Genomic DNA, 17,330 nt, shown 5'->3' with positions numbered 1-17,330 from the left:
AACCGCCAAAAGGCGGTTTTTATATTTGTAACAGACAGCTTTGATTAACCTTCTTCCGGCTCATAACCCAGGTTCGGTGATAGCCAGCGTTCAGCTACTGACTTGTCCATCCCGATACGCTCGGCGTAGGATTCAACCTGATCTTCACCGATTTTAGCCACACCAAAGTACTGTGACTGCGGATGGCTGAAGTACCAGCCGCTTACTGAAGCAGTTGGCAGCATGGCGAAACTGTCGGTCAGGGTCATACCGATGTTATTCTCAACATCCAGCAGCTCCCACAACAGGCCTTTCTCGGTATGCTCAGGGCAGGCTGGATAGCCGGGTGCGGGGCGGATCCCCTGGTACTTCTCTTTAATCAGCGCATCGTTGTCCAGAGTTTCATCGGCGGCGTAGCCCCAGAACTCCTTGCGGGTACGGGCGTGCATATATTCAGCAAGCGCTTCAGCCAGACGATCAGCCAGGGCTTTTACCATAATGCTGTGATAGTCATCGTGGTCCGCTTCATAGGCGTCGATCATCACCTGATCGCCGATGCCTGCGGTTACCGCAAAGGCGCCGAAGTAATCCTGTTTGCCGCTGTCTTTTGGTGCAATAAAGTCGGTCAGACACATGTTGGCCTTACCATCGGCCTTTTCGACCTGCTGGCGCAGATGGTGCAGGGTAGTCAGTACCTCAGAGCGATTATCATCGGTATACAGTTCGATGTCGTCATGATTAACGCTGCTGGCCGGGAACAGGCCGATAACGGCTTTTGCCTGCAGTTTACGATTGTCGATAATATCTTTCAGCATCACCTTGGCGTCATTGAACAGCCGGGTTGCCTCTTCACCGATAATCTTGTCAGTCAGAATGCGCGGATAGCGTCCAGCCAGCTCCCAGGAATGGAAAAATGGTGTCCAGTCTATGTAATCGTATAGCGCGTTAAGATCGATATCTTCGAACACCTGAATGCCTGGCTGAGCCGGAACCGGCGGTGTGTAATCAGACCAGTCGATAGCAAATTTGTTGACTCGAGCTTGTTCTAGATTGACTCGGCGCGCCTGAGTCTGGCGCTCAGTATGACGTTGACGGACTGCTTTATAATCCTCTTGTATCTCATTGATATAAGAACCTTTTCTTTCGCTGGAAAGCAGGGTGCTGGCAACATTTACTGCACGGGAAGCGTTAGTGACATGAACCACCTGATCGCGGTTAAATGCAGGATCGATCTTCACCGCAGTATGCGCTTTTGAGGTCGTTGCGCCACCGATCATCAATGGAATATCAAAGCCTTGGCGCTCCATCTCTTTAGCAACATGCACCATCTCATCGAGTGATGGAGTGATCAGTCCGGACAGACCGATGATATCGACATTTTCTTCCCGGGCGGTGCGCAGGATTGTTTCAGCAGGGACCATTACGCCCAGGTCGATAATCTCGTAGTTATTACACTGCAGCACTACGCCAACGATGTTCTTGCCGATATCGTGTACATCACCTTTAACGGTGGCCATCAGAATTTTACCGTTACTGCCACCCGGTGCGCCTTGCTTCTCTTCCTCGATAAATGGCATCAGGTAAGCAACCGCCTTCTTCATTACCCGGGCCGATTTTACCACCTGGGGCAGGAACATCTTACCGGCGCCAAACAGATCGCCAACAATGCTCATGCCATCCATCAAAGGGCCTTCGATTACTTCGATCGGCCGATCAAATTGCTGACGGGCTTCTTCGACATCGCCATCGATAAACTCGGCAATACCTTTGACCAGAGCATGAGACAGCCGCTCTTTGACCGGAAGGTTACGCCACTCCTGAGTAATTTCCTCGGCCTTTGAACCATCGCCGCGGTATTTCTCTGCGATTGCAAGCAGGTTCTCGGTAGCCTCGTCAGATGTGTTGAGGATCACCGCCTCTACAGCGACCCGCAGCTCTTCCGGCAGATCGTCATAGATCGCCAGCTGACCAGCGTTGACGATACCCATATCCATACCTTGCTGGATCGCGTGGTAGAGGAATACACAATGAATCGCTTCACGTACGGGGTTGTTGCCCCTGAAGGAGAAGGATACGTTGGAGACACCACCTGAGATCATCGCATAGGGCAGGTTCTGCTTGATCCAGCCGGTAGCCTGAATAAAGTCCAGTGCGTAATTGTTGTGCTCATCAATACCGGTGGCAACGGCAAAGATGTTTGGATCGAAAATGATATCTTCAGGGGGGAAGCCGACAGTTTCAGTCAATACTTTATAAGAACGCGCACAGATCTCTTTCTTACGTTCTACCGTGTCTGCCTGACCAGTTTCATCGAAAGCCATAACCACTACTGCGGCGCCATAGCGGCGCAGCAGGTTAGCCTGCTGAATAAATTTCTCTTCACCTTCTTTCAGGCTGATGGAATTCACCACGCCTTTACCCTGAATGCACTTCAGACCGGTTTCAATGACTTCCCACTTCGAAGAGTCGATCATGATCGGCACCCGGGAAATATCCGGCTCTGATGCGATCAGCTTAAGAAAACGCTCCATCGCTGCTTCAGCATCAAGCATGCCCTCATCCATATTGATATCGATGATCTGGGCACCGTTTTCTACCTGTTGCCGAGCTACATTCAACGCGGTTTCGTAATCGCCCTCTTTAATCAGACGCTTAAACATTGCCGAACCAGTAACATTGGTTCGCTCGCCGACGTTAACAAACAGCGTGTCTTTGTTGATGTTTTGCGGCTCGAGACCTGCCAACCGGCACTCAATATTAATTTCCGGAATCTGACGGGGCGGGTGTTCATTAGCCGCATCACCCATCGCAGTGACGTGTTCCGGTGTGGTACCGCAACAGCCACCGATAATATTCAGAAAGCCGGACTCAGACCACTCTCGGATCTCTGCCGCCATCTGCGCTGGCGTTTCATCATAGCCGCCAAAGGCATTAGGCAGGCCCGCGTTAGGGTGGGCTGAAACATTGGTATCGGCAATGCGGGATAGTTCTTCTACGTATTGACGCAACTCCTGTGGGCCCAGGGCGCAGTTCAGACCGATAGAAATAGGTTTGATATGGCGTACTGAGTTCCAGAATGCCTCTGTCGTCTGACCTGATAAGGTGCGGCCCGAAGCGTCGGTAATTGTGCCTGAAATCATAACCGGCAGCCGAACATCGTTATCTTCAAAATACTGATCAACGGCAAAGATCGCTGCTTTCGCATTGAGGGTATCAAAAATAGTTTCGATCAGGATGATGTCAGAGCCGCCTCGAACCAGACCGTCCATCGATTCGGTATAGGCTTCCACCAGCTGATCAAAGGATACGTTACGGAATCCCGGATCGTTTACATCAGGCGAAATAGAACAGGTACGGTTGGTCGGGCCAAGCACACCGGCGACATAGCGGGGGCGTTGTGGGTTCCCCACCGTGACCTCATCGGCTGCTGCTCGGGCAAGCTGTGCAGCGACCAGATTGATCTCATGGTTGATCGATTCCATACCATAATCGGCCATCGCAATCGTTGTGGCGTTGAAGGTATTGGTTTCGATAATATCCGCGCCGGCTTCCAGATAAGCCTTATGAATAGCCTTGATAATATCAGGCTTAGTCAGCACCAGAAGGTCATTATTGCCTTTAACATCTATATGCCATTCGGCAAAACGGTCACCACGGTAATCTGATTCCTCCAGTTTATAGTCCTGGATCATGGTACCCATGCCACCATCTAGAACCAGTATGCGTTCTGACATGGCTTGTTTTAACTGTTCGGTTTTATCGACTGCGATGACTGCTGACACGATGAGGCCTATATGCTGGTGATGGACCAATAACTTATTGTAAAGCAGGCTATTTTATAGGAATTTTCCTACCTTTGGGTGAGATAGCTTCATCTGTGTATGAAAATATTTATGGTTGTTTGATTCAGGCAATTGTTTTTTGCCAACGCCGTGATGATCTGGTTTGCAGTGAATTTCAGCACAGACAGACCTGCCTAGTCCAATTGGCCCTTATTTTTTCAGATTATGCTGGTACAATTGCCGCCACTCACTAAAGGTAAGCAATTGCAAAACTTAAGTTAACTATTTACTTACCTTTATGCGAGCCGTAACCGCGGTTACGAAGAGACAGGCTGCCTGATTGGGTAGTTTTAGCGCTAAGGAAGTTACAAATAAGTTCAATAATTTCTCTGCAGGCTTTCTCAAAGCCAGTATAGAAGGGACTTGTTCATTCTTTCTAAGACGCTGAAGTCTGGTTCCGATAACGCTGTTGTTGTCGGTTGGGATCAGCTGATTACATAACAGTATTCGGCCATGGGGCAAGCCCGGCTTAGCCGGCAAACAGAAACGTAGGTCATTATTATGCTGCAAACATTCTTAAAAGCTAAATTGCATCGAGTAACAGTCACCCATGCGGAACTTCATTATGAAGGTTCCTGTGCTATCGATGGTGTCCTGCTCGACCGCTCCGGCATTAAGGAGTATGAGCAGGTACATATCTACAACATAAATAATGGTGAGCGTTTCTCAACTTATGCGATTCGCGCAGAAGATAACAGCGGTGTTATCTCTGTTAACGGTGCTGCGGCACACCTGGCTTCGAAAGGTGATCTGCTGATCATCGCTTCTTACGTACAGCTGGATAACCAGGAAGCTGAAACTTTTCAGCCGACGTTGTGTTACTTCGAGAATGCGAAGAATGAAAATGATGCCCATCGGGTCAGCGATGAAGAGCTACATCAGCGCAACCTGATGACAGGAATCAAAAACAGCATTCCGGTTCAGGAAAGTAACTGACCGAAACCTGCTGTTACTAAAGCTGCCTAAGGGCAGCTTTTTTTATGCCTAAATAAAATTTTGCCATTAGCGAGATTGTCGACAATGCATGTTTTGCAACTCATATTTTAGATCAAAAGGACGCTATTATTCGATGTTGTGCCATTAACCTAAGCGATATCGTAGACAATTTAGCCTTTTGTAGTAGTTCATTTAAGTTATATCTCAGTTACAGTGTGTTCATACTATTGGCTGATCCCATAATAATAATCTGATAGGACAAACACTCAGTCATAGATCCATACCAATAAAAAACCGCCACAGCGAAGGGCCAGTGCTATGTCCTATATTGAAGAATACAAAAAATCCATCGATACACCAGAAGCGTTCTGGGCTGAAAAAGCCGAGGCGATTGAGTGGTTCAAAAAACCGCAAACTATTCTCAGCAAGGATGAAAATGGTATTCATCGCTGGTACGCCGATGGTGAATTGAACACTGCCTACCTGGCGCTCGATCACCATGTTAACAATGGCCGCGGTGGTCAGGACGCCCTGATTTACGATTCTCCTGTGACCGATACTAAGCAGCGCTATACCTATCTTGAACTGCGTGATGAAGTTGCTAAGTTTGCAGGTGTGCTTAAAGCTCAGGGTGTAGAGAAGGGCGATCGTGTTGTTATCTATATGCCGATGATCGCAGAAGCAGTTATAGCAATGCTGGCGGTTGCCCGCCTGGGTGCTATTCACTCAGTGGTGTTTGGTGGATTTGCACCTCACGAGCTGGCAGTTCGGATTGATGATGCTGAACCAAAAGTGATTATCACTTCCTCCTGCGGTATCGAAATCAGCAAGGTCATTGAATACAAGCCGCTGCTTGATCTGGCGATTGAGAAGTCAGCTCACAAGCCAACCAGCTGTGTAGTGTTTCAACGGCCACAAGCTGAAGCTTCTATGATTCCGGATCGTGATATTGACTGGGCAGAGGCTATGGCAACAGCTGAGCCTGCCGATTGCACTCCGGTTAAAGCGACAGATCCTCTCTACATCCTATACACCTCAGGTACTACCGGTAAGCCTAAGGGAGTAGTGCGTGATAATGGTGGTCATGCGGTAGCACTTAAATACAGCATGAAAGCGATCTATAACATGGAGCCTGGCGAAGTGTTCTGGGCGGCATCCGATGTCGGCTGGGTGGTTGGTCATTCGTATATCGTCTACGGACCGCTATTAGCAGGCTGTACCACCATTGTGTACGAAGGAAAACCTATCCGCACGCCGGATGCCGGTGCATTCTGGCGTGTTTGTGCCGAATATGGTGCCAAAGCACTGTTCGCTGCACCGACCGCATTCCGTGCAATCAAGAAGGAAGACCCGGATTCTGAATTGCTTAAAAAGTACGACCTGAGCAAGCTGGAAACTGTATTTATGGCCGGTGAGCGTCTTGATCCTCCGACCTATCACTGGACTAAAGATACCCTGGGTAAGCCGGTTATCGATCACTGGTGGCAAACCGAAACTGGCTGGGCTATCTGTGGCAACCTGACCGGCGTAGAAATGCTGGAGCCAAAACCTGGCTCATCTACCGTACCGGTTTCGGGTTTCAATGTTCAGATACTGGACCATGAAGGTAACGAGCTGCCAAATGGTGAGCAGGGTAACATTGCCTTGAAGCTGCCTTTACCACCAAGTTGTCTGCCAACCGTGTGGGGTGATTTTGAGCGCTTCCGCACCGGTTACCTATCCGAGTTCCCAGGTTATTACTGCTCCGGCGACGGTGGTTACAAAGACGACGACGGCTACGTGTTTATCATGGGTCGTACCGATGACGTAATTAACGTTGCCGGCCATCGCCTTTCAACCGGAGAGATGGAGGAGATCGTTGCAGATCACCCAGCGGTTGCTGAATGCGCGGTTATCGGCATTAATGATCCATTGAAGGGCCAGCAGCCTGTCGGTCTGGTACTGCTTAAGAACGGTGTTGATCTCGAAGAGTCAGAGCTTGAAGCTGAGCTTGTCGCCATGGTGCGTAAAGAGATCGGTGCTGTTGCCTGCTTTAAACGCGCTATTGTTGTACAGCGCCTACCTAAAACCCGCTCCGGTAAAATTCTGCGTAAACTGTTGCGTCAAATCGCCGATGGCAAGGACTATAGCATTCCTTCCACTATTGATGACCCAGCCAGCCTGCCAGAGATTCAGGAAATTATGGGTCGCCACGGCCTGGTTAGTTAATCAGCACGGCGTTAATCGTATCACCTTAGCTTTTCAGGCAGCCATATGGCTGCCTTTTTTTTGCTTAGACTTTATTTATTCTCCGACCTCGATACCTTCAGTAGAAGGCGATCAAGCATTCTGGTGGATAATATCCGCCTCAGATAACCAAACAGGTAAGTGGGAAAGGTGACATAGTAGCGCGGCTTGGGCCGTTTGCTTTCCAGAGCGTGAACCACCTTTTTTAGTACCGCGTCCGGCCCCAGCGTAAACATATCAGCGGTGTCTGACTCACTGCTCAGGCGCTGTTCTACCGCCTCGTAAGTGCTGCGGAAAGGGCTGTTTTGTATATTTATATGCTGCTGGAATTTAGCGTAGGCATTATCACGGAATTGACTGGTTACCGGTCCCGGCTCAATCAGCGAAACACTGATACCGGTGCCATCCAGCTCCTGGCGCAGGGTATCTGTATAGCCCTCAAGGGCAAACTTGCTGGTATTATAAGCACCGCGAAAGCGAAGGGTGATAAGTCCCAGTACCGAGCTATTCTGAATGATCCGGCCATAACCCTGCCTGCGCATCAGCGGTAATACCCGGCAGGTTAGTTCATGCCAACCCAACAGGTTAGTTTCGAGCTGCTGACGCAATACGTCGCGGCTCAGGTCTTCGATCGCGCCGGGCTGACCGTAGGCACCGTTATTGAACAGCGCAAATAACGCACCATCGGTTTCTTCTTCAACCCAGTCCATCGCTTGTTGTATTGATGCCGAGCAATCAAGGTCCAGCTGAGTACTTTCCAGGCCCTCGCTGCGTAAACGTTCAACGTCTTTTAATTGGCGGGCCGTGGCCAGTACCCGGTAGCCCCGTTTTTTCAAGCCATGCGCTACGTGATAACCAATACCGGTTGAGCTGCCGGTAATCAGCACTGTGTTGACTGCCACTTATGTAACATCCTTTGTCGGAGATAACGGGAGTTTCCGATATTAAAGGGCGGTCTCAGCAATAACCAGATTATTGTTCAGCAATTTGAGGAAATCGCTTTCTGCTACGCCTTTGCTAAAGAAAAAACCCTGTGCCAGATTGCAGCCTTCCTGAACCAGAAAATCCTGTTGCAGCTCAGTTTCCATGCCTTCGGCAATAACCTCTAATCTCAGGTTTTTAGCCAGCGCGATGATCGCCTTGGAAATTTCCTGGTCATTCTGGTCGCCGGGAATATCCATAATGAATGATCGATCGATCTTAAGCCGATCAAGCGGCAGCTTTTTCAGATAACTCAGGGACGAATAACCTGTACCAAAGTCGTCGATAGCCAGGTGTATGCCTTTTTCACGAAGCTGATTAAGTTCATGACTGGCTCGCGTAGGGTTATTAAGAATAACCCCTTCGGTGATCTCCAGTTCGATTGCCGATCCCTCAAGCTGATGCCGTTCGAGAATTTTTTCTACGTCTTTAGCAAGAGAATCATTACTGAAATGCTCGGCGGAGATATTCACCGCAATACGAGGCACTGTGAAGCCCTTTTTACGCCAGTGGACAATTTTACTGCACACTGCATCAAGCACCCACAGATCGATACTGTGAATCAGGCCTGACTTCTCTGCCACAGGAATGAAGCGCTCCGGTTCTATTAACCCCATCTCCGGGCTTTGCCATCGGATCAATGCCTCAGCTCCAACGATACGATTGCTGCTTAGCTCAACCTGGGGCTGAAAGTGCAGGATAAATTCCTGCTGTTCTATTGCCGTGCGCAGTGCGCTGACCATCAGTATTCGCTCGAACGCCTGATGGGTCATGTCCGCGGTATAGAATTCATAACGATTGCGGCCAGCAGATTTAGCCCGGTACATAGCGGTATCAGCGTTACGTAGCAACTCTTCGGAATTAATACCGTCTTCTGGAAACAGGCTGATACCGATACTTAAAGTTACATGCAGACGATGGCCGTCAACGATGCACGGCTGTTTGAACTCGTCGATCAGATGCTGGGCTATCACACTGGCATCTTCCGGTTCGGCCAGGGTGCCGGTGATTATGGTAAATTCATCGCCACCGAGACGGGCCAGGGTATCGCTTTCCCGGATACAGAACTGTAAGCGCCGTGCGACCTCCTTAAGCAACTGGTCACCAAGGCTATGACCAAAGCTGTCGTTAACCTCTTTGAACTGATCAAGATCTATAAATAGCAGAGCGACACAGCTGTTACTGCGCTTTGCGCTGAGCAGGGCCTGATCCAGCCGATCGGTAAATAATAGTCGGTTTGGCAGCTGGGTCAAAGGATCATGGTGGGCCAGGTGATCCAGGCTCTTCTCTTTTTTCTTCAACTCTTGCTGTACCGCGATATGATCGGTGATGTCGCGGCTCGACTCTACAATGCCAGTAATCTGGCCGGTATCATCACGCAGCGGGCTGGCGATAAGTTCAACCACCCGGTGCTTGCCTGATTTGTCCTGGTAATTATGTACTAGTGTGGTTGGCGCATTTGAGTCTACAACCTCGCGCAGGGGGCAGGGGTTGCTGACATGGCTGCAAGGTAATTTTTCGCTGTGAGTTACAGAATGACAATAACGTGGGACTGTTTCTCTGGCTGCACCGAAGTAGCTCTCTGAAGCAGCCTTATTCGCTTTCATGATCTGGTTATTCCGATCAATCACCATGATCGGATCACTGACACTGTCGATAACGGCTTGCAGAAAATCCCGCTCCTGCTGTATTTTTTGTTCGGCAGCCTTGCGCTCAGAAATATCCCGCGCCGTGGCGACAAAAATATCCCCGTCGTTACTCTCCTGGCAAATTGCACTGAGCTCTATCGGAATGCCTGTGCCATTTTTGTGAAAGTGGGTGGTTTCGTATACCGCCCCTTCAGGACTGTTGTGCAAGGTATCAACAACGCTCAGCCACTGCTCAAGATCAGCTGCAGTGCTGCTAAAGTCCATGACGGTCATACTTAAAAATTCACTACGGGAGTACCCCAAATAACGCGATGCAGCCTGATTGACATCAAGTATTCTGGCGCTTTGTGCCTCTATTACAAACACGCCATCACGGCAGAGATCGATCTGCTGTCGAAACAAGCGGAGTTGGGCCTCGACAAGTTTCTGCTCGGTCTGATTAGTCAGCAGGCAATGGGTCTGTAAAAACACACCCCTCTCATCAACGGCCACCTTGCCTGCAAATTCAATCTCAAGCGCAGGCCCCTGTTTTGGCTGCATCTGTAAACAGATACCGCTCATTTCCCCATGCTGCAAAAAACGGCGGTAGCAATCGGGAAAGCGTTCGGCGCTGGCCGGTGTCAGAAACTCTTGAAAAGGACGTCCTTTAACCTCTTCTGTGCTGAACCCCATCAGCTTTCGCCAGGAGGCGTTAATCTCAATCAGATTACCGTCCCCGTCTAATGATTGATAGGCAAGGGGAGAGCCTTCAAAAAAGCCCCGATAGCGTTTTTCGTTCTCAATTGAACTATTCAACTGGCCTTTGAGGTTTTGCACCGCTTCCCGTAGCAGGCTGATGAAACGGGATTGTAGCTGATCAATCAGATTCTTCCGGGTTATCAGGCCGAGGGCGCTACCATCGGTATCGCAGACAATCAGGCGGCGAATAGATGAGCGTTGCATTATCTGGCGGGCTTCAAATAAAGGGGTGCCGGAGGGAATGGTACTGACCGGGCTGCTCATATGCTGGCAAACAAGCGCCTGTTGCATATCGATCTGGTCATCCAGTAGCCGTATCACATCCCTTTCGGTGAGAATGCCTTCGATACTGCGTGTTGAGCCAACCACGACACAGCTTATTTTCTTATGACTGAGCACCTCAAACGCTGCTTGCAGGGTATAGTAACCAGGCACAAACTGAATCACGCGTTCCATAACAGCATCGACATCTTTAATGTCCAACAGATATTCAACCCCCAGATTCTGGACGAAATCTGTTTCAGTGACGACGCCGTATAACTCTCCAGAGGCTTCTGTAACAACAATATGACGCAGCTGCTGGTCCTGCATCAGTTGATAAGCGGATTGGTATTCAGTACTTCTGGGCAGACAACTTACCGGGGAGTTCATTACATCACTGACACATGTGTTTGAAGCCAGATCTTTGCCCGTTGAAACGAGCTTTAAAATATCCTGCTCGGTAATAATGCCGCAGGGGGTGTTACCGTCAACAACAATGATTGAGCTTACGCGGGCGATACGCATCCGACGCAAGGTGCTTAACAACGGATCTGAAGATACTGCTTGCAGTACATTAACACTGCATATCTGATCCAGCGTTATCAGAGATTCCGACATTTAATATATCCTTTATTTCAATGCGTAATGCGCTGTAACTTGATATTTCTTATCAATCCTAATAAACGTATAGAGTGGGGTATGTAGCACATAAATGTCCACTTAAAAATAATGGTTCTTGACCAATTTACTATTTTAATCAATATAATTGTCTATCGCGAATTGAATACCGTTTTGATTCCAGTAATCCAGCCTTCTGAAAGATACTTTCGCAGATCGCTTCAAACCACGTACTTGAGGTGATGGAAAGCTGTCTGAGCCCCTGACTCTGGGTGATCGCAGATACAACCAGTCTTATGTAAAATACCGCATAAAACTAAAAATCGCACCGCCAAGGCGTGTCGTCCTACGCTGGCACGAATTTAATGGCGGTAGTCGCTTTTTTTTGTTTTCTAAAGTCATGGACTAAGCACCACTTAATACGGCTACTCCGTATCCCGTTGCGGGCCGATAGATAGCCTGAGGCGTGATCGAATCATGCGTGATAAGCCATCAATACCAATGTTCAGCAGTGCGGTGATAGCGATCAGCACCACCGCCCGGTCCAGGCGAATATCCTGAATCGCACTGTCGATATAAAACCCCAGTGTACTGATACCCAGAATACCGAGAATAGCGGTTTCTCGCTGAATGATTTCCCAGCGATAGAACAGGTAAGCAAGGAATTGGTTGTAGGTTCTTGGCACTACTTCAAAGGCGTAACGATTAATTCCTGTGACAGCGTCAAGCCGTAAAGGCAATGCTTCGGAGTAGCGCCCCACCAGATGCGCAATGATGGCACCGTTGTGCAGTGCCAGTGCAACAACTGCTGGTAGCATCGACGGCCCCCACAGTATTAATAGAATAAAGGCGAGAATATATTCCGGTGTAGAACGCATGACAACCAGAAAAAGATGACCGAACAGACGTCCAAAGCGATCAAAGAATAATTTCGAGATAAAGGGGAACCACAGCAGGGCAATGATTCCTGTGAGAATCAGGGCAAGCTGGGTCAACAGCAGGGTATTCACAATCCCGGGCAGCGCCTCATTAACAAACAGTTCTGCAAACCATTGCCAGAGTTCGCTAAACCCTTCATCACGGCGTAGTGGTAAGGGTACGATATCCTGGGTGAAAAAACGGGCTATATTATCGAATGAAATGACACTGTCATTGGCGATGATAAAGGGGGCGCCCAGCAGGTAAAACGGCAACAATTTCGGCCGCACCCAATAACGGATAGTAGCGATTAACAGATAAAACAGAATCAGCAGAGCCCAGACTTCTGCATATATGCCCTCCATAAACGCAGTGCTGAGGTAATACCCCAGCGTTGGCAGTCCGACAAACCCCAGCACCGCGCTGGAACGTAAACCACACTCCAGACGATAGCTGGTATAAGTAACAAAATGCTGCCACACGCATGGTAAGCGCGCATAGAAAAAGGCGGAGGTAAGCCCGGCATTGCGACGAATTGTCTCGTAGGCCCGGCGATCGCCTTCTTCCAGAATTTCGGCATACACTTTGGCAAAAGTGGCAGCATAGGGAAGGCCTAGCGCCAGCAAGCCAGTAAGAGGGTGGAAGCCGAATATCTGCAGGAATATCAGTGCCCAGAACAGTTCATGTACCGCTCTGAGCGATGCACATACTATGCGCACCAGCCGCAAGTGAAACAGCTGCGCGAGAATAAAACCGACCAGACTACCTGAGGCGACGCCCAGCAGTGCAAAGGCAACCGTCTGAAGCAAGGCAAAAAAGGGTTTTTCGATGCCGCTGATAGATGGCTGCAATAAACCCGCGAGCAGGCGACCTAATTCAGCCCAGGGGTCGTATGTATTAATGCTGAGATCGGCAAACGGCAAGCAGGCGAGGGCTATAGCGATAAATAACCAACTGACTTTCCAGCGCGGTGAGCGTCGATAGCTGCTTTTATTACTCACCATAAATCTCAAGCAGATCGCTGCGTTTAAGGTTGCCGGTGGGGGCGTCGAGGGTAATCCGGCCTTGATCAAGCCCAACAATGCGATCGCAATAGCACAGCGCAAGGTCAATGTCGTGCATCGCCAGCACTACGGTATCGAAACGCTCGCAGAGGGCTCCCATGACGGACTTTGATTGTTGTTCGTCCAGCGATGACACCGGTTCATCGGCAAACAGGATGTTGCCGGACTGCATCATCGCACGGGCAATGGCAGTGCGCTGTTGCTGACCACCGGAAAGGTGGCCGACCGGTTCAAACAGCTTGTCTTCGAGCTGGAAAAGCTCAAGCAGCGCTTTAACGTCTGCAACCGGTTGCTTTAATGGTTTGATCAGGTTGACCAGGTTGTACCACAGTGGCTGACGCCCCAGTTGCCCCATATACACGTTATGAAACACCGACAGACTGGTGACCAGGCCATAATCCTGCGGCACCAGTGCAATATCTTTGGGGCGCTGTTCGTATAGCAGTTTTAACAATGTGGATTTGCCAGCGCCGCTACGACCAATAAACGCCAGTTTTTGTCCCGCAGGAACATGCAGCGTTATATCAGTTAGAGCAGTATGGTCTTTATAAGACGCGTTGGCTGATTCAAGGTGCAGCATAGCAGCGTAGCTATCCGTGTAAATTATTCGATGAGACCGATCTTTTTGGCAGTATCGAGAATCGGCTGGTAATCAGCATTCTCGGCACTGATAAAGCGGCTACGTGGAAACGACTCCAGTAAAAACGGGTCATCCATATCCAGCAGCGCCTGCTTGATGCGCGCCTTAAATCCCTTCCCCCATACGCTGTCGACATCGCCGCGGATGGTCCACTGATAATCGGGATACGCAGGGGTTTTCCAGATTACCGACACTTTATCGGTATCTATTTTTCCGGCCTTTAACTCTTGTTCCCAAACTTTAAAGTTAGTTGCGCCAACCTGGTAAGCACCGCTCTGCACCAGGGCTATAGTACGCGAATGATTACCGCTGAAACCAACCAGATCAAAGGCATCCTCAGGGGCCTTGCCCAGGTATTCACGAATATAGTACTCAGGCATCAGGCGACCCGAAGTTGATCCTTTCGAGCCAAAGGTAAAGCTTTTGCCAGCAATCGCGGCCGGAAAGCCATCCGAAGGCTTCAGCCCAGTACTGTGATGTGCGATGAAGTAGGTTTGGAATTCCGTATCCTCGGCACCCTGGGCGATAGCCTCAGAACCAGGAACCAGTATCCGTGCCCGCACCCCGGAAAGCCCACCGAACCAGGCAAGCTGCACCTGATTATTACGAAAAGCAGTAATCGCCGCCGAATAGGACTTTACCGGTACATATTCTACCGGTACACCCAGCTTTTGAGTCAGATAGTCAGCAACCTTGCCAAAACGTTTAATCAGTTGTGATTGATCCTGGTCGGGGATAGCTGAGAACACCAGGGTTTTAGTTTCACTGAAAGCAGCTGTCGGCGCGACTGCCAGTAACAGCAAGATAGAAAAGTGAGCAAGGGATTTAATAAGAGGCTTCCTCAACCAGCCGGGTAACTTAGCCATCAGTTTGTCCTTTTTTTAGTTGTCCTTAGCCATTTCTTTTATTAGATGGAGGGGCTGCAAAGCGCTATAGCTTGCCAAGCAGGTTGCTCCAACTCTGTGTTTCATTTTCAGTTGTAAATAGCGATTGTCTGGCAGCGCAGGTCTTCTGTAACGTTTGATAGAACAAAGGGTCGCTTTCTGCACGCAGTAGCAACTCGCGTAACGCGCTTTCATTCTCTACAGGATAGTAGCCTGGATAGTCCGTGCCCAATAAACCAACCGAGCCTTCAATGTCAGAGGCAATCACCGGTACCCCGGCAACGACTGCTTCGGAAATGACATTGGCACCGCCTTCCATTCGCGAGGGCAATACCAGCAGATTAGTGCGTTGATACACCTGTCTGATGGCATGATGCGCTATTTCACCGTGCCAGATATAGCGTGGGTTAATTTTCATTTCCGCCGTGGCCTCATCGGCCCACTCGGGCGAGTGCGCTTTACCGTACTGATGAATTTGAATCTGGCTACTTTCAGGAAGATTACGCACCGCCAGGGCCGGACGCAACGGATCCTTTTCTTCACGTAAATGGCCCAATACGGCAATATGAAAATAGCGTTTATAGGGCTCCCGCTTGCTGACTGGCTCAGCCGACTGGTAGATCACATTCATCTTATGCCGCTGATCTGGCGGCAGAGTATTACTGATCAGGTCATGCAAGCCGACAAGATGATCGGCTAACTTAATTGACTGCAGAGTAGTCTCTGGATGGCTATGGATAAACCGGTAAGCATCCGTCCCGGTAATCGCGACAATGATAGGTCGGTTGGGGTAAGCGTCAGTAAACTGCTGCACCGCATCCGCACTGCGCCAGGCATGTAATGCGATCATCAGGTCTGCATTCTGGCCGGTATACTCTGTCACGATATCAACACGATGGTCGAGCGATCTCAGAATATGTGCCCAACGGGCAGCAGTGGCCCGATTACCAGCCAGTGATTTAGCCGGTGCCGGAGTAATGAGAATTATGCGCATAGCTGACTAATTCCTATTCGCAGGTCGGAAACTGTAGTATGAATCAAATTCACTTAGATGACATTGTTGGTTTTGCATGGAAGACTAGTGTCAAAGCTATTATCCTTCATCTAAGACAAGCCCATAAAGGCAGCTGAAAGTGCAAACGGAACCCGGCAAACAGAAATCTGCAACCTTGGATCCAGCAGTCCTGGATCCTGCAACCATTGCTAAACAGGCGCAGGATGCACATGAAAGAACCCTGGCGCTGCTGGAAGGTCTCAGCGCTGCACAACTGATGGGCCCGCAGTTACCTATAGTGAACCCCTTGCGTTGGGAAGTCGGCCATGCCGCGTACTTCTATGAATACTGGGTGTTGCGACAGCATCTGGGACAGACATCAATGCGTGCAGATACCGACAGCCTGTATGATTCCATCACCATTGCCCACGATGACCGCTGGGATCTGCCGCTACCTGCCATGCAGGAAACCCATGTCTATATGCAGACGGTACTGGATCGTATCAAGGCCTGCCTGGCTGATGGCAACGATCCCTACAGGGACTATCTGGCGCAATATGCCGTATTTCACCAGGACATGCATAACGAAGCCTATACCTATACCCGCCAGACACTGAACTACCCCGCACCCCATCTCGGTAATCCTGATCTGAATCGCCGGGCAAGTAACGCTCAAGTGCTTGATACAGCTCTTGATTCTGATTCTCTCAGCGGGGATGTGCAAATTCCCGGAGGGATCTTTATGCTGGGTGCCACTGCGCAAGACGGTTTCGTGTTTGATAATGAGAAATGGGCGCACCCGGTTGAGATAAAGCCTTTCAGTATCGCCAGGACTGCGGTCAGTAACGGTGATTATCTGGCTTTTGTTACAGCGGGGGGCTATGAGGATCAAGCATACTGGGACGAAGCAGGGTGGCAGTGGCTAGTACAAACAGGTCTCAGGCATCCGGCCTATTGGCGACATGCTGCAATCGAAAGTGATGATAAGAGTTCAGGTAATGGGAGCTGGCAGCAACGGCAATTCGACCAGTGGGTTGATCTTCCCATGAATGCCGCCCTGATTCATGTCTGCTGGCACGAAGCGCAGGCGTACTGCCGCTGGGCCGACCGGCGCTTACCGACCGAAGCCGAGTGGGAAGTGGCTGCATCTGCCCAGCCAACGGCTGATGGACAATCATTAGCGACTACCAAACGAAAGTTTCCCTGGGGAGGTGAGATGCCGCTAGCCAACCAGGCAAACCTTGATGGTTATGCCCTGGGTTCCGTCGATGTTAATGCTCATGCTGCTGGTGACAGTGCTTTTGGTTGTCGGCAGATGATCGGTAACGTTTGGGAATGGACACAAGACACCTTCGCACCATACCCGGGATTTGTGCCGGATATGTACGCGGATTACTCCCAGCCGCTGTTTGGCAACACCAGGGTATTACGCGGCGGGGCCTGGACAACACGGGCCCGCATGATTCGTAATACCTGGCGGACTTACTACGGCCCGGAACGTAACGATGTGTTTGCCGGCTTTCGTACCTGTGCGTTATAAAAAATTTCCTGTAACTCAAGTGTTGTAATACTAAGCTTTATAAAACATGTTCTTATACAA

At 49.8% G+C, this 17,330-nt stretch carries 10 protein-coding genes; 3 read left to right on the top strand and 7 right to left on the bottom strand.

Annotated features, from left to right (window positions below):
* Positions 1–44: 44 nt before the first annotated feature.
* Positions 45–3,764 (bottom strand): methionine synthase, encoded by a 3,720-nt coding sequence (metH, locus tag ACQUQM_RS07175; protein ID WP_432474805.1) that lies wholly within the window; start codon positions 3,762–3,764, stop codon positions 45–47.
* 558 nt (positions 3,765–4,322) lie between these two features.
* Between metH and panD the strand changes: the two genes are divergently transcribed.
* Entirely contained in the window at positions 4,323–4,757 is a 435-nt protein-coding gene (gene panD, locus ACQUQM_RS07170; RefSeq protein WP_432473800.1) for an aspartate 1-decarboxylase, read from the top strand.
* Between the two features lie 318 nt (positions 4,758–5,075).
* The gene (locus ACQUQM_RS07165) at positions 5,076–6,965 is read left to right on the top strand and encodes a propionyl-CoA synthetase (protein ID WP_432473799.1); all 1,890 of its coding nucleotides are present in this window, start codon (positions 5,076–5,078) and stop codon (positions 6,963–6,965) included.
* Positions 6,966–7,036: 71 nt separating this feature from the next.
* On the opposite strand, the gene ACQUQM_RS07160 is transcribed toward ACQUQM_RS07165, so the two are convergent.
* The 6 genes from ACQUQM_RS07160 to senB form a co-directional block, all read right to left on the bottom strand.
* Positions 7,037–7,885 (bottom strand): SDR family oxidoreductase, encoded by an 849-nt coding sequence (locus tag ACQUQM_RS07160; protein WP_432473798.1) that lies wholly within the window; start codon positions 7,883–7,885, stop codon positions 7,037–7,039.
* Positions 7,886–7,927: 42 nt separating this feature from the next.
* Positions 7,928–11,230 carry an EAL domain-containing protein gene (locus tag ACQUQM_RS07155; RefSeq protein ID WP_432473797.1) on the bottom strand — a complete coding sequence of 1,101 codons (3,303 nt, stop codon included), beginning with the start codon at positions 11,228–11,230 and terminating at the stop codon, positions 7,928–7,930.
* Positions 11,231–11,655: 425 nt separating this feature from the next.
* Positions 11,656–13,152 (bottom strand): PhnE/PtxC family ABC transporter permease, encoded by a 1,497-nt coding sequence (locus tag ACQUQM_RS07150; protein ID WP_432473796.1) that lies wholly within the window; start codon positions 13,150–13,152, stop codon positions 11,656–11,658.
* The gene (locus ACQUQM_RS07145; RefSeq protein ID WP_432473795.1) at positions 13,142–13,792 is read right to left on the bottom strand and encodes a phosphonate ABC transporter ATP-binding protein; all 651 of its coding nucleotides are present in this window, start codon (positions 13,790–13,792) and stop codon (positions 13,142–13,144) included. The genes ACQUQM_RS07150 and ACQUQM_RS07145 overlap by 11 nt, the downstream gene beginning before the upstream one ends.
* Positions 13,793–13,815: 23 nt before the next feature.
* Positions 13,816–14,718: a putative selenate ABC transporter substrate-binding protein gene (locus tag ACQUQM_RS07140; protein WP_432473794.1), complete on the bottom strand. Its 903-nt coding sequence runs from the start codon at positions 14,716–14,718 to the stop codon at positions 13,816–13,818.
* A gap of 64 nt (positions 14,719–14,782) precedes the next feature.
* Complete coding sequence (senB, locus tag ACQUQM_RS07135; RefSeq protein ID WP_432473793.1) at positions 14,783–15,730, bottom strand: selenoneine biosynthesis selenosugar synthase SenB; 948 nt, start codon at positions 15,728–15,730, stop codon at positions 14,783–14,785.
* 175 nt (positions 15,731–15,905) lie between these two features.
* Between senB and senA the strand changes: the two genes are divergently transcribed.
* Positions 15,906–17,270 carry a selenoneine synthase SenA gene (gene senA, locus ACQUQM_RS07130; RefSeq protein WP_432473792.1) on the top strand — a complete coding sequence of 455 codons (1,365 nt, stop codon included), beginning with the start codon at positions 15,906–15,908 and terminating at the stop codon, positions 17,268–17,270.
* Positions 17,271–17,330 lie beyond the last annotated feature (60 nt).

Origin of the sequence: Amphritea sp. HPY (genome assembly GCF_050870985.1) — a bacterium.
In the GTDB taxonomy this organism is placed as follows: Bacteria; Pseudomonadota; Gammaproteobacteria; order Pseudomonadales; family Balneatricaceae; genus Amphritea.
The sequence above is the reverse complement of the archived record's forward strand: the minus strand, read 5'-3'. Positions and strand labels throughout refer to the sequence as shown.

What these genes read in the sequence shown, in the direction of transcription:
- senB (WP_432473793.1), bottom strand. Translation starts at nt 15,730, where the DNA reads ATGCGCATAATTCTCATTACTCCGGCACCGGCTAAATCACTGGCTGGT.
- ACQUQM_RS07165 (WP_432473799.1), top strand. Translation starts at nt 5,076, where the DNA reads ATGTCCTATATTGAAGAATACAAAAAATCCATCGATACACCAGAAGCG.
- ACQUQM_RS07145 (WP_432473795.1), bottom strand. Translation starts at nt 13,792, where the DNA reads ATGCTGCACCTTGAATCAGCCAACGCGTCTTATAAAGACCATACTGCT.
- ACQUQM_RS07155 (WP_432473797.1), bottom strand. Translation starts at nt 11,230, where the DNA reads ATGTCGGAATCTCTGATAACGCTGGATCAGATATGCAGTGTTAATGTA.
- ACQUQM_RS07150 (WP_432473796.1), bottom strand. Translation starts at nt 13,152, where the DNA reads ATGGTGAGTAATAAAAGCAGCTATCGACGCTCACCGCGCTGGAAAGTC.
- panD (WP_432473800.1), top strand. Translation starts at nt 4,323, where the DNA reads ATGCTGCAAACATTCTTAAAAGCTAAATTGCATCGAGTAACAGTCACC.
- ACQUQM_RS07140 (WP_432473794.1), bottom strand. Translation starts at nt 14,718, where the DNA reads ATGGCTAAGTTACCCGGCTGGTTGAGGAAGCCTCTTATTAAATCCCTT.